The sequence below is a fragment of the Parundibacterium terreum genome, from assembly GCF_014636315.1.
Classification (GTDB): Bacteria; Pseudomonadota; Gammaproteobacteria; order Burkholderiales; family Burkholderiaceae_D; genus Undibacterium; species Undibacterium terreum.
The window spans coordinates 54,011-67,474 of sequence record NZ_BMED01000008.1; the positions used below are offsets into that span (position 1 = coordinate 54,011).

Below are 13,464 nucleotides of genomic sequence, written 5' to 3' on the forward strand. Positions count from 1 at the left end.
ATTGCCCTGCTGCAAACCTTTGCCGATCAAAGCTTTTAGTCGGGTCCGTTCACCACAGGGCGGGTGGTTGAGTGTCTCATGGCGCAAATTTCAGGTATTTCATCACCTTGACTCAACGTGCTGAAAATGAAAAACGTCATTGATTGACGCTAACCAGGAGACAGGCATGAATCGAGCTTCATTGAGCAGGGCCGGCATAGTCATCGCTTGCGTATTCGCGTTGGCGGCTTGCGCGACAAGACCGAATGCATCAGATGGAAAGGCTGTAGCGCCTGATCATAAGCAGCAGGTGGTTGAACTGCTGAAGAGCATAGAAACCGGTGATGGCAGACCCATGGCTAGCTATATCAATCCCAATAAATACATCCAGCATAATTTGGCAGTCGCTGACGGATTGGCTGGTGTGCAAGGGCTATTTCAGGCCTTGCCCAAAGGCGCAGCCAAGGTCAATACGGTGCGTGTCTTACAGGACGGCGACTTTGTCTTTGCTCATACCGAATACAACTTCTTCGGCCCCAAAACCGGCTTTGATATTTTCCGGTTTGAAGACGGCAAGATTGTTGAACATTGGGATAATCTGCAGGAAGCCACTGCCAAGCCCAGCCCCAGCGGCCATACAATGACAGACGGTCCGGCGGTAGCATCCGATCTGGACAAGACTGCGGCCAACAAGCTGCTGATGCAAACCTATATGGATGATCTGCTGAGCGGCCGCAAGGAAAAATTCACCAGCTATTTCGATGGCAATAACTATATCCAGCATAGCCCGCTGGTAGCGGATAACTTGAGTGGCTTGTTTGCCGGCTTGCAGGCGCTGGCCAAGCAGGGCCTGGCAGTGAAGTACGACAAAGTACACAAGGTGCTGGGTGAGGGGAACTTCGTCCTGGTAGTTGCCGAAGGCAGCTTTGGCGGCAAGCCGTCTGCCTACTATGACCTTTACCGCATTCAGAACGGCAAGATCGCCGAGCACTGGGACACGATAGAAGCGATCCCGTCACGTACCGAATGGAAAAATGTGAACGGCAAGTTTTGAAGTACTTTTGAAGTGCCGAACGAGTAGCGCCAGCAGTTTCCCTACTATTTTTATCCATATTAAGGAGTTTTGCCATGCCGATGATCGACGTATATGCCGCAGCAGACCTGTTCCCCGCCGGTGCCGACCGTGAATTGGGCGAAGCCCTTACTCTGGCCGTGCTGCGCGCGGAAGGTGTCGCAAATCCCGGCCCTTTTCACCTGAATAATACGGCGGTATATATCCATCGCATGAACCCTGCCGCAGTACAGACCGCATCGACGGCGCAAGCGAGAACCGTGCGCGTACAGATCATTACTCCCCCTGGTTCGCTAAAGCGGGAAGGGCAGAAACAGATCGTCAAGGAAGCGACCGAGATTGTGACCAGGATATCCGGCGATGCGAGCCAGGCAGGCCGGACCTGGGTGCTGTTGACCGAAGCGGCCGAAGGCGGCTGGGGGCTGGCTGGTACCGCTTTCGGTATAGAGGAATTTGCGGCGCTGGCGGCAAAGGCAAAGGCCGCTGGCTAAGAAAATTTCTTCCTCCATTGCTTTGAGCAATGGAGGAAGGTTTTTTTAAGCCAGAATTGCTATTTCGTTGTTACTTCCTTCACCAGATCCTTCGCATCGTAGATCTTGTCCAGTGCCTCCAGGATACCGCTGCTATGCACTGCCACTGCGCGGTTGACGCGTTGATCGAACCAGAATGCACCTCCCAATGAATGGATATTGCCGTCGAAGATCAGTCCGACGATTTCTCCATTCCTGTTGATCATGGGGCTGCCCGAGTTGCCGCCTATGATGTCGTTGTCGGTGACAAAATTGAGTCGTTGCGCCTGGTTCAGTTTGCCTTTGGCGGCATGCCAGGAGGGCGGCAGTGCAAAAGGGTCTGCTCCGGTCTCCCGCGCAAATGCACCGGAAAAATCCGTGAAGGCAGGCACTTTGCTGCCGGCCTCATCCCAGCCCTTGACTTGCCCATAGGACAGCCTCAGGCTGAAGGTGGCATCGGGATAGGCACTGGTACCTGATTGTGCAAACATCGCCTGAGCAATCAGCTCGGTATTTTTTTGTACGACGGATTCGACTTCATGTTCGTATTGCTTGCGGATGGCGCGCGCTTGCGCATCGATGGAAATGACCAGCTTGATGAAGGGATCATCCGACTTGGCGATGGCATCCTTGCCACCGGTCCATAGCGCTTTGCGCACTGCTGGGTCATTCAATGTCGAACGTTTGATCAAATCGCTGGCGAGTTGTTCCGGCGATGCCTTGCCGAGTATCTGCTTGACGAAGGCATCATCGGGGCCCAGTTTCTCGCGCATCTTGGTCAGTGCAAAGACGAGTTTTACTTTTTCAAATTCCGGATAGATAGGTGCAGCCGATAAAATCTGCTCTTCTACTTCCTGCAAGCGCGCATCGGAGTATTCCGGCAGGCGCTCTGCATCCGGTTTGATTTTTTCATCTGCCGCACGCACCAGGTCGCGCGCATGAAAAAAATACTCGCTCATCAAGGCGCGGCCGCCTTCGATGCTACTTACGCGAACATTCAATGCGCGATATTTTTCCTGTGCTTTTTCTATTGCGCTCCAGGCGCCGCCTACCTTGGATTGCAGCGCCGGTTTGGATGCGACAAACTTGCGCAAAGCATTTTCCTCCTCCAGTTTCTTTTTCATGAAAGCCGGGTCGAGCAGGGTTTGCAGTTCGCCATACAATGCCTTGTAGCTGTTCTCTACGCCGAACAGCGTGCCTTCTGCCGTACGCGCGGCCTCCGGGCTGGTGGTGCGGTATTGTTCTATCACGCCGCGCAGTTCTGCCAGGCGTAGCAATCTGTCCACCAGTCCGATGTCGCGCAAGCTCAGCAACTGCGCGACCGTCAACTGGCGCTGCGTGGAGCCGGGATGGCCGGTCACAAACACCAGTTCATTTTCTTCCGCGCCGTTTTTGCTAAACGGGAAGAAATTTTTTATCTGAGCAGGCTTGCCGTTTTCATAGACGCGTACCAGTGACATATCCAGGTCGTAACGCGGGAACATGAAGTTGTCCGGGTCGCCGCCGAAAAAGGCCGCCGCTTTCTCTGGAGCCCATACCAGACGCACGTCGGCATAGCGATGATATTTATAGATATGGTAGCGCCCACCATGGTACAGATCCACCAAGTCACAGCGGGTAGAGGTCTTGTCACTGCCTACGCATGCCGACGTGAGTTTGGCGCGGACTGCATTCTGTGCGTCCTTGTAGGCATTGCCGTCAAGCCCGGCGGTGGCTTTCTTCACCTGCTCGGTGACATCCTGTATGTCTTCCAGGCGATTGACTTCCATTGCCGGGCATACTATTTCGGCTTCCCGGCTTTTGCTGAGAAAGCCATCATTCATGTAATTCTTTTGGGCCGTCGATATCTGCTCTATGCATTCGGAAGCGCAATGGTGGTTGGTCATCACCAGCCCATCTTTGGAGACAAAGGAGCCGGAGCAACCCAGCGCCAGCCGGGCAGAACTGAGCATCACATTCTTGACCCATTCGCCACTGGGTTTGTAGCCGTACTGGGATTGCAGTTTGGCCAGCGGTAAATTGTCCAGCGTCCACATGCCTTCGGCGGCACAGGACAGATTTGGCAGGGCAAGGATGACAAGTAAAGTGGTGGGGACAGCTTTTGAGAACCAGTAGTTTTTCATATTTTACCTGATGTAAAAGTCAAAAACGGGCGCAACCTGATGGATAGGGATGCGATTGGTCTAGCGGGTGGATCTGGTAGGGCGAAGCCGGTTCGGGCCGATTTTGTTCAGCCCACGGCTGCTTTCGGTGTGGCATCCTGCATGATACAAGGCCATATTAAAAAAGCAATATCGAAATGCATCAAGCATCTTGCACTTGATATTAGCTTGGGACTTCGTGAAAAAGAGGCGGAGGGCGTTGCACAAAAGATATTCTTTGGGCTGCTTTTTTGCTTTTATCAGTGTAAGAAGGCGGGAAACACTGCTAAAATCGGTGATCGTTTAGCAGTAGTAACAGAGTCAACACCAAGTTTCTGTTGCTTTCAATTAGTAGTGCTACTAAGTCTTTGATTGTATTGATGATTTTTGGAAGGTGAAAGCGTTTCAACGTCCTCCGGTCTCATCAGGAAATCAAAAAGGCGAACGTGAGTTCGCCTTTTTTCATATTAAGTAGCCTGAGCTTTTCCTATTATAGTGATCGGTCGAACATGTTTGAGTATATTCGTACACATCAACGCTTGATGCAGTTTCTGTTGTTGCTGATTATTTTCCCGTCCTTCGTGGCCGGTGGTGTTTTCAGCTACAAATCCTTCCAGGCTGATAGTGGAGTTGCCACAGTAGGCGGCAAGTCCATCAGCCGTCAGGAATTCGATGCGGCCCAGCGCGAGCAGATAGACCGCATGCGCCAGATGTATGGCGCGCAGTTTGATCCCAAGATGCTGAATACGCCTGAAGCCAGGAAGAGCATATTGGACAACCTGATTGCCCAGCGTGCATTGAATGCGGAAGTGGCCAAGAACCATTTGAGCATTCCCGACCAGGTACTGCAGCAAAGCATCCTGTCTACTCCTGGCCTAGTAAAGCCGGACGGCAGCTTTGACGTTGAGCGCTACAAGACTATCTTGGCTTCCCAAGGCATGACAACTGCCGGTTACGAGCAACGTCTGCGCCAGGACTTGGTTTACCAGCAACTGGTTAACGCCGTACAGGGCAGCGCATTTGTTCCAAAGACAGTAGCAACTCAGTTGTCTGCATTGAACGAGCAAGAGCGTGAAGTACAGGCGCTGGTCTTCAAGGCCGCCGATTACACCTCCAAGGTCAAAGTGACCGATGAGATGCTGAAAGCCTACTACGACAAGAATGCATCCTTGTTTGAGATTCCTGAATCCATCAAGGCTGAATATGTAGTCCTGAGCATTGATACGATTGCAGCGCAGATGGATGTCAGCGATGCCGATGTGCAGTCTTACTACGAACAAAACAAGAAAACCTATGGCACTGAAGAAGAGCGTCGTGCCAGTCACATCCTGATCGAAGTCAAAAAAGACGCGAACGACAAGGACAAGGCAGCCGCCAAGGCCAAGGCTGAAAGCCTGCTGGCTGAAGTGCGAAAAAACCCGGCTTCCTTCGCCAAGCTGGCAAAAGAAAATTCTTCCGACACCGGCTCTGCAGAGCGCGGCGGCGACCTGGATTTCTTCGGCAAGGGCATGATGGTCAAGCCGTTTGAAGAAGCTGCCTATAAGCTGAAGCAGGGCGAGATCAGCGATGTCGTGCAATCCGATTTCGGTTACCACATCATCCAGTTGACCGCGATCAAGCCGGCTACGATCAAGCCTCTGGAAGAAGTCAAAGCAGCGATTGTTGCCGAGATCAAAAAACAGAAAGCCTCCAAAGCCTATGCGGAAGCGGCAGAAACCTTTACCAATACCGTGTATGAACAGGCTGACAGCCTGAAGCCGGTTGCCGACAAGCTGAAGCTGAAAATTCAGACTGTGGAAAACCTGACGCGCAAGCCGAATCCTGCCTTGCCGCCAAGCGCACTGACTAATAACCAAAAATTCCTGACTGCGATTTTTGGCGACAATCCTGTCAAGAAGAAGCTGAATACCGATGCAGTGGAAGTTGCTCCTTCTACGCTGGTTTCCGGCCATATCGTTGAGTACAAGCCTGCTGCAAAACGTCCGTTTGAAGAAGTGAAGGCAATGATCACAACTGCAGTCACCCAGACTGAAGCTGTGGCACTGGCGAAAAAAGAAGGCGAAGCAAAATTGCAGGCGCTGAAAGCGGCGGACAATACTGCCGGCTTCTCTGAAACAAAAACGATTTCACGCCTGAAGAATCAGGATGTGCCAGGACCTGCATTGTCTGAGCTGTTCAAGGCTGATGTGCAGAAGCTGCCGGGTTTCGTCGGCATCGATGCACCGGGTAACGGCTATGTGATCTATCGTATAGGTAGGGTTAACGTCGGCACGCCGGATGAAGCTCGCCGTGCAAGCGAACGCGCGCAGTTGGATGGTGCGCAGGCGCAGACGGAAATGTTCTCTTATGTAGAGAACCTGAAGAAAAAAGCGAAAGTTACCATCACTCCTGGCGCGCTGGAAGTTCAGCCTGCATCCGGAGCAGATCAGTAATTCAAGATCTGGTAATCTGATCAGTATGAAAAAGGCACCGGATTCCGGTGCCTTTTTTTTGCCTGAGGGCCTCAGATTTCATTGTCCCCGGTAGGTGTTGTGCATGCCTCGCGATATAGCGGGTTTGCGCATAAAGCAAAAAAAGAAAGCAAAAAAGCAGGCAAACCTGGTTTGCCTGCTTTTTCTTTTTTGCGGGGAATTAAGCTGCTTTGCGATCCAGCAATTGCAGGTTTTCTGTACCGTCGATCAGGATCTTGCGTGGTTTCAGTGCTTCAGGCACTTCGCGCACCAGTTCGATGTTCAGCAAGCCGTTGTCCAGTTGCGCACCTGTTACGCGCAGGTGGTCGGCCAGTTGGAAGCTGTGTTCGAAATCACGCGCTGCGATACCGCGATGCAGGAAATTGCGCTGGCCTTCTTCAGTTTGTTTGCGGCCAGTGATTTTCAGTGTGCTGCGTTCTGTTTCGATTTCCAGTTCGGAACGGTCAAAACCGGCGACTGCCATCGTAATGCGATATTTGTCTTCGCTGATCAGTTCGATATTGTAAGGAGGATAGCTGGGTTGTGCATCGGCGCGTTGCGCATCGTTGAACAATTGTGCCAAGCGGTCAAAACCGATAGCGGAACGATAGAGTGGGGAGAAGTCATAAGTACGCATAATAATATCCTTGTTAAAGTAAGCGATATGGGTGACAGGCACACATCCGTATGTATCGCGCGATACACGCTTTTGCGGGCCTTCTGGCGGACCTCATTGAGCATCCGCTGGTACCGATATACGAACACTTGTGATGCTTTTCAAGGCTTTTTTTGAAAAAAGAAAATCTGCGTATTTGTCATCATTTTTTTGCTCCAGAACAAGTAGAATGGCGTCCATAGGTGCTGAGGGCGGAATCCGGAAATGCAAGAGCCAGTCTTAAAAATGGCGTGGCCGGACACGAAGCGGCAAGAAAAGTGACAAGAATTTGTTTTAAGGAAACATCGTGGCAAAACTTTATTTCAGGTATTCGGCAATGAATGCCGGCAAGTCGACGGCAATGCTGCAGGTCGCGCATAACTATGAAGAGCAGGGGCAGAGCGTCAAGCTGTATACCGCAGCGATAGATAACCGCTACGGCGGCGGCAAGGTGACCTCCCGTCTTGGCCCGCAACGCAATGCAGAAGTGTTCGACGCATCGTTTGATTTTTTAAAGGAAGTGCCCAAGGTCAGCTGTGTGCTGATCGATGAAGCGCAGTTCCTGTCCTCCGCTCAAGTCAAACAATTGCACCAACTGGCGCAGGTCAAGGGCGTGCCGGTGATTTGCTATGGCTTGCGCAGCGATTTCATGGGGGAGCCGTTTGAAGGCGCCGCCTATCTGCTAGCTTTGGCCGACGATATCGAAGAGCTGAAAAACATTTGCTCCTGCGGCAAGAAGGCGACGATGAATATACGCGTGGGTGCTGACGGCAAGCGTGTCACCAGCGGCGAACAGATTGATATCGGCGGCAATGAACGCTACAAGCATGTCTGTGGCCGCTGTTTTTATTCTTCCTGATTTTTAAACGTATTTACTGCATGCTCACAGACGCTCCCTGCTGATTGGATTCCATGAAAAAAAGATTGCTGCTGTTGAGCGTATCGGCGGGCGCTGGGCACATGCGGGCCGCAGAGGCTATCCGCGTCAGTGCCGGCGATGCCGACGTGGAAGTCACGCACCTTGATGCGATGGATTTCGTGACGACCGCGTTTCGTAAGCTGTATACGGATTTCTATATCAAGCTTGTCAACAAGGCGCCCGGCCTATGGGGCTATCTGTATAACGCCAGTAACGAGGCACAGCCCGACGGCACGATGGAAAGAGTGCGGCGCCAGCTGGAACGCATGAACGCACGCGCCTTGCTAAGGGAGATCAAGGCCTTCCATCCGGATGCAATTATCTGTACGCATTTCTTGCCGGCGGAGATGTTGTCGCGGCTGATACGCAAGGACGAATTACATTGCCCGGTGTGGGTGCAGGTGACCGATTTTGATTTGCACAGGATGTGGGTGCATGAGCATATGCGCGGCTATTTTGCGGCGAATGATGAAGTGGCCTTCCGCATGCGTGCGCAGGGTATAGCCGCCGACAGTATCCATATCGCGGGAATCCCCATCATGCCGGCGTTTGCGCAGCCGCTGGACCGTGTTGCCTGCGCGCGCGAGTTTGGGCTGGATCCGCAGCGCCGCACTTTTCTGCTGATGGGCGGCGGCGCCGGCGTCGGCAGTATGGATGCCATAGCCAAGCGCTTGCTGGCGCTGGAAGGGAATTTCCAATTAATCGTACTGACAGGGAAAAACACGGCACTGCTGGCCGGTTTGAAGACATTGGCGGAGGCCCAGCCCGGCCGCCTGTTTCCGCAAGGCTTTACCAACCAGGTAGAGCGCCTGATGGCCTGCGCCGATCTGGTGATTACCAAGCCCGGCGGCCTCACGACGTCTGAATGCCTGGCAATGGGTTTGCCGATGATAGTCAATGCGCCGATACCGGGGCAGGAAGAGCGCAATGCCGACTTCCTGCTGGAGCAGGGCGTAGCGCTGAAGGCATTTGACGATGTCACGCTGGAGTACCGCATACGCCATCTGCTGCAGCATCCGGCCAAGCTGGACGATATGGCGGATAAGGCGAGAAAACTGGGGCGCGCGCATGCTGCCAGGGATGTGCTGAATATCGTATTGAAAGACTTGTCGCTTCCACAAACCACGCCGGATGAATCTGTCACCACCTCATGACTAAACGAAACCAAGCTTTACCCATATTGATGACGCTGGCCTGGATTGCCTTGCTGGGGCTGTTCTTTGCGCAGACCGAGATACAGATAGAGGGCTCTGCGGGCTGGGCGGCCAACCTGCCAACCTGGCGCATAGAAAAACACTGGCTGCTGGATATCTTTTGGGGCGGTAGGGCAATGACCGGCTATCACGCCTGGGTTTTTCCATTCATCACGCTATTCTTCCACTTCCCGTTTTTCTTCATGCAGCAATGGTCCTGGCGGCTGCAGGCGCGCGCTGCTGCCAGCATCATGCTGTTCTGGATCACCGAAGATTTTCTGTGGTTCGTGATGAATCCGGCTTTTGGATTGGCGCGTTTCAATCCCGTGGATGTTCCCTGGCATAAGCACTGGCTCCTGGGTGCGCCTGTTGACTACTGGATGTTTTCCACGATTGCGCTGGTGCTGTTCTGGTATTCATACTCCCGCAGCAAAATTTCCCAGGGCCAGCCGGCATCAATGTGACATCAGGATAGGAACCGTCATGCTCTCCATGATGGTCCTGGTGACACCGCCCATGATCATTTCCCTGAAACGCGAATGCCCGTAGCCACCCATGACGATCAGGTCGCTGTCCAGGTCGTGCGCCAGCGATAGCAGGCCGTTGCCGACATCGGTATTGGTCTTATGCACCGACACTTCCGCATTGATACCGTGACGGCTCAGGTATAGCGCAATGTCTGTTCCAGGCCGCTCGCCGGGTACATCGAAAGTGGAGTGGTCCTGGTTGAACATCGCCACCTGGACTACTCCGGCCCGTTTCAGCAGCGGGATGGCGTCGGTCACTGCGCGCGTCGATTCACGGCTGGCATCCCAGGCGATCAGAGGGCGCTTGGCGAAGGAAGTGAAGTCGCCGGCATAGGGAATAATCAGTACTGGCCGTCCGGAATGCATCACGATGTATTCCGGGAAATCGGGTAGTACGGAAGGCGATGGTTCGTCGCGATTGGCTTGCCCCACCACGATCAGGTCGCTATACCTGGACAATACTCCTATGCCACCGCCTGCCTCGTCATGCGCAACCATGCTCTCCTGCGATAGCACACCCAGATCGTGCACCCGCTGTGCAAAGCCGGCGATAGCGCGCTCAGCCCGTTCGCGCAAGAAATTGAGGTGATTGGCAAGATTGGGGTCGCCGGTACTGATATTTCCGTCCTGATAAATAAAGCGCGACACGCCGGTGACCGCCGTTCCTATCAGATGGGCTCCTTCAAGCCTGGCTATTTCTGCTGCGATACCGACCCTGAAATCGGAACGGCTGGATTCGTCCACATGCACGAGCACCGTCTTGTAAGACATGTTGCCTCCTGAGCGAAAGAGTGCTTTCCGAAATGCCTGGCAATTCCCTATTCATGGGAAACGCGTCTTTTATTTATGCGGCTTTTGCCGTTTTTGTCGTCTCATGCTTGACGCGATGCACCAGTACGGGAATCTGGCAGTTCGACAATACCTTGGTGGTGACGCTGCCGAGCAGGAATTGGCCTAGGCCGCTACGCCCGTGCGAGCCCATGAAAATCAGGTCGCAGCCGAAGACATGTGCGGTATGCACGATCTCCTTGGCGGGGGAGTCATTGAATTGCACGACAGACTGGAATTCCACGCCATTTCTGGAGGCGGCATCTTGTATCGTATGCAGATAGGTTTCACCCAGCACCCGCATCGCGTTTTGATATTCGGGTTCGGTAGGCGTATTGGGTGGAATTAGGTCAACGTAGATAGGGTACTGGAAATTGGCGGCGACAAATACGCCGACCACGTCTGCATTCAATTGTTTGGCGAATTCGATTCCGGCCTGCACACTGCTATCGGATAAATCTGAGCCGTCGGTGGGAATAAGGATGCGTTTGTACATGATGCTAACTCCTTTTTAATAAGAAAGAGGATGCTGCACCTGAAGCGAGGTTGGCAGGGGCAAGATCAGGATTCGGGCCGCATCGCTGATAGTCTGCTATCTTGATAATAGGAAAAACTGAGCAAAATGTCAGGATTTTTTTTGTGTGCGCTTGCGGCAGGATTGCAATCAGGGGCGTTGCGTTGATTGCATCATCGCGGTAGTGGCCAGGCCAGTCTGTACGTTAGCTCTCATACAACCGGTGAGGAGAGATGCCGCGTCCGCGGCATCCGGAGGGAGGATTTGCTGGAGTGCTGCCTCAGCAGGCAGCGTAATTGACCGTTACGACGTGTACCGCAAGTCCGCCCAGCGAGGTTTCCTTGTACTTGTCCTGCATGTCGGCGCCGGTCTGGCGCATGGTTTCTATCACCTGGTCCAGGCTGACATGATGGGTGCCGTCGCTTTTCAGCGCCAGCGATGCGGCAGTAATCGCCTTGACCGCGCCCATGCCGTTGCGTTCTATGCAGGGGATCTGCACCAGGCCGCCGATAGGATCGCAGGTCATGCCCAGGTGATGTTCTATGCCGATTTCCGCTGCGGATTCTATCTGTTCATTGCTGCCGCCCAGTGCCGCCGTCAGGCCTGCTGCGGCCATGGCGCAGGCTACGCCCACTTCGCCCTGGCAGCCGATCTCGGCGCCGGAGATGGAGGCATTGCGCTTGCACAGCATGCCGATGGCGGAAGCTACCAGCAGGAAATCGCGTACGCCTTTTTCGGGATTGCTGGGTTTGCAGTCTTCTGCATAGTAGCGCAGCACCGCCGGGATGATGCCGGCAGCGCCATTGGTCGGTGCTGTCACGACGCGGCCGCCGGCTGCGTTTTCTTCATTGACTGCCATTGCATACAGGCTGACCCTGTGCATGCCGTCATGCGGCAGTTCATCCTTGTTGTCATTGGCCGTCAGCCATAGCTTGGCGGCACGGCGCTTCACATGCAGGCCGCCCGGCAGCTCTCCGCTGATTTGCAGACCGCGTGCGATGCAACCCTTCATTACTGCCCAGATACGGTCAATACCGGCATCCAGTTCTTCTTCGCTGCAATGCATCAGTTCATTGGCGCGCAGCATTTGTGCAATGCTGAGACCGGTACGCTTGCCGTGTGCCAGCAAGTCTTCCATCTTGGCAAACGGGTAGGGGATGGCGACTTTGGGTTCTTCGGTGGAAGACTTGGAGTTTTCGAGTTCTTCCTCGGCATAGATGAAGCCGCCGCCTGTGGAGTAGAACACACGCTCGCAGACGCTGCCGTCGTTCCTGGTCAGGGTAAAACGCATGCCGTTCGGGTGACCGGGCAAGACCTCTTGCTTATGCCACAGCAGGTCTTCGGTGATCTTGAACTTGATGTCGTATTCGCCCAGCAAGTGCAATGTGCCGCTGCTAGCCAGTGCGGCCAGCTTGCCTTCTACACTGTCGGGTATCAGGTCTTGCGGGGTTTCGCCCATCAGGCCCAGCAGGATGGCCTTGTCGGTCGCATGGCCGTGGCCGGTGAGGGCGAGCGAGCCGTACAGTGCAACCTGGACTTTGCTCGCCTTGAATAATTCAGGACATTCCAGCAGGAAGCGGCGCGCAGCCAGCATCGGTCCTACGGTATGGGAGCTGGACGGACCTACGCCTATCTTAAACAAATCAAATACACGCATGTCCATACAGTTCTCAGTCTCTATTCGTTTTAATCGTTTTATGTATCAAGCCGCCTGGTTCAGTGCTCCTTGCTCCACCTTGATATTGGCAAGCATGTCAGTGACCATTTGCGCCAGACCTATTTCAGCTTTCCAGCCCCACTCGGTGCTGGCGACGCTGTCATCCAGGCTGTCGGGCCAGGTATCGGCGATGTCCTGGCGGCTATCCGGCGTGTAGTGTATGTCAAATGCAGGCAAATTTTGTTTGATTGCAAGCGCCAATTCCCGTGGATTAAAGCTTAATCCGGCCACATTGTAGGCGGAACGTACCTTTAATTTGGCGGCAGGCGCAGCCATCAAGGAAATGGTGGCGCGGATCGCGTCCGGCATGTAGATCATAGGCAGCGTGGTCTCTGCACTCAGGAAGCAGGAGTAAGATTCACCCCGCAATGCAGCATGGAAAATGGCGATCGCATAATCGGTAGTGCCGCCGCCTGGAGGCGATTTGTAGCTGATGATGCCGGGGTAACGTATGCTGCGCACATCCACGCCGTACTTGATGAAATAGTATTCGCACAGACGTTCGCCGGCCAGCTTGCTGATGCCGTAAATCGTGCTTGGGTCCATCACTGTCAGTTGCGGCGTTTGCACGGCAGGTGTATTCGGGCCGAAAGCGGCGATCGAGGACGGCCAGAATACCTTCAGCGGTTTGCCTTCCAGACCGCGTATCCTTGCCAGCTCCAGGATGTTCAGCAGGCCGTCCATGTTCAGTGTCCATGCTTTCAGCGGCGCTTGTTCGCCGGTGGCCGACAGCATCGCTGCCAACTGGTAGACCTGGGTGATCTGGTATTGCTCGGCGATCTGTGCCAGGCGGCTGTTGTCCAGTACGTCGACGACTTCATAGATCTTCGCGCCGTACAGGCTGCGTGGGCTGATGTCGGCGGCGACGACATTGTCGGCACCATGCTGTGCTGCCAATGCATCAACCAGTTCGCTACCGATCTGCCCATTGGCGCCTATGACTAAAATACGTTCCATGCT

General features: G+C 53.9%; 13 protein-coding genes. 7 read left to right on the plus strand and 6 right to left on the minus strand.

Annotation, left to right across the window (positions count from 1 at the left end; translation table 11 throughout):
* Positions 1 to 166 precede the first annotated feature (166 nt).
* Positions 167 to 1,033, plus strand: coding sequence for a nuclear transport factor 2 family protein (locus IEW12_RS26645; RefSeq protein WP_188569189.1), 867 nt, complete (start codon positions 167 to 169; stop codon positions 1,031 to 1,033).
* 74 nt (positions 1,034 to 1,107) lie between these two features.
* A complete protein-coding gene (locus IEW12_RS26650) occupies positions 1,108 to 1,542 on the plus strand; it encodes a tautomerase family protein (RefSeq protein ID WP_188569190.1) in 435 nt (144 codons plus the stop codon).
* Positions 1,543 to 1,601: 59 nt separating this feature from the next.
* On the opposite strand, the gene IEW12_RS26655 is transcribed toward IEW12_RS26650, so the two are convergent.
* Positions 1,602 to 3,683 carry a S46 family peptidase gene (locus IEW12_RS26655; RefSeq protein WP_188569191.1) on the minus strand — a complete coding sequence of 694 codons (2,082 nt, stop codon included), beginning with the start codon at positions 3,681 to 3,683 and terminating at the stop codon, positions 1,602 to 1,604.
* A gap of 39 nt (positions 3,684 to 3,722) precedes the next feature.
* Here IEW12_RS26655 and IEW12_RS26660 point away from each other — a divergent pair, with 39 nt between their 5' ends.
* Both IEW12_RS26660 and IEW12_RS26665 read left to right on the plus strand, forming a co-directional pair.
* Positions 3,723 to 4,073, plus strand: coding sequence for a hypothetical protein (locus IEW12_RS26660; protein WP_188569192.1), 351 nt, complete (start codon positions 3,723 to 3,725; stop codon positions 4,071 to 4,073).
* Between the two features lie 137 nt (positions 4,074 to 4,210).
* Positions 4,211 to 6,133, plus strand: coding sequence for a SurA N-terminal domain-containing protein (locus IEW12_RS26665; RefSeq protein ID WP_188569193.1), 1,923 nt, complete (start codon positions 4,211 to 4,213; stop codon positions 6,131 to 6,133).
* Between the two features lie 199 nt (positions 6,134 to 6,332).
* Here the strand turns inward: IEW12_RS26665 and IEW12_RS26670 are convergent, their stop codons facing one another.
* Entirely contained in the window at positions 6,333 to 6,788 is a 456-nt protein-coding gene (locus IEW12_RS26670; protein WP_188569194.1) for an Hsp20 family protein, read from the minus strand.
* A 325-nt stretch (positions 6,789 to 7,113) separates the two neighbouring features.
* Between IEW12_RS26670 and IEW12_RS26675 the strand changes: the two genes are divergently transcribed.
* From IEW12_RS26675 to IEW12_RS26685, 3 genes are read left to right on the plus strand one after another with little or no spacing between them, the layout of a single operon-like run.
* A complete protein-coding gene (locus tag IEW12_RS26675; protein ID WP_188569195.1) occupies positions 7,114 to 7,665 on the plus strand; it encodes a thymidine kinase in 552 nt (183 codons plus the stop codon).
* A 53-nt stretch (positions 7,666 to 7,718) separates the two neighbouring features.
* Entirely contained in the window at positions 7,719 to 8,879 is a 1,161-nt protein-coding gene (locus IEW12_RS26680) for an MGDG synthase family glycosyltransferase (protein WP_229751372.1), read from the plus strand.
* Positions 8,876 to 9,382: a hypothetical protein gene (locus tag IEW12_RS26685; protein WP_188569196.1), complete on the plus strand. Its 507-nt coding sequence runs from the start codon at positions 8,876 to 8,878 to the stop codon at positions 9,380 to 9,382. The genes IEW12_RS26680 and IEW12_RS26685 overlap by 4 nt, the downstream gene beginning before the upstream one ends.
* On the opposite strand, the gene IEW12_RS26690 is transcribed toward IEW12_RS26685, so the two are convergent.
* The 4 genes from IEW12_RS26690 to IEW12_RS26705 all read right to left on the minus strand — a co-directional run bounded on the left by IEW12_RS26690 (position 9,374) and on the right by IEW12_RS26705 (position 13,461).
* A complete protein-coding gene (locus IEW12_RS26690) occupies positions 9,374 to 10,216 on the minus strand; it encodes a universal stress protein (RefSeq protein ID WP_188569197.1) in 843 nt (280 codons plus the stop codon). The genes IEW12_RS26685 and IEW12_RS26690 overlap by 9 nt on opposite strands.
* Before the next feature lie 73 nt (positions 10,217 to 10,289).
* Positions 10,290 to 10,769 (minus strand): universal stress protein, encoded by a 480-nt coding sequence (locus tag IEW12_RS26695; RefSeq protein WP_188569198.1) that lies wholly within the window; start codon positions 10,767 to 10,769, stop codon positions 10,290 to 10,292.
* A gap of 298 nt (positions 10,770 to 11,067) precedes the next feature.
* Entirely contained in the window at positions 11,068 to 12,450 is a 1,383-nt protein-coding gene (locus IEW12_RS26700; RefSeq protein WP_188569199.1) for an L-serine ammonia-lyase, read from the minus strand.
* Between the two features lie 39 nt (positions 12,451 to 12,489).
* Entirely contained in the window at positions 12,490 to 13,461 is a 972-nt protein-coding gene (locus IEW12_RS26705) for an NAD-dependent epimerase/dehydratase family protein (RefSeq protein ID WP_188569200.1), read from the minus strand.
* Positions 13,462 to 13,464: the final 3 nt, after the last annotated feature.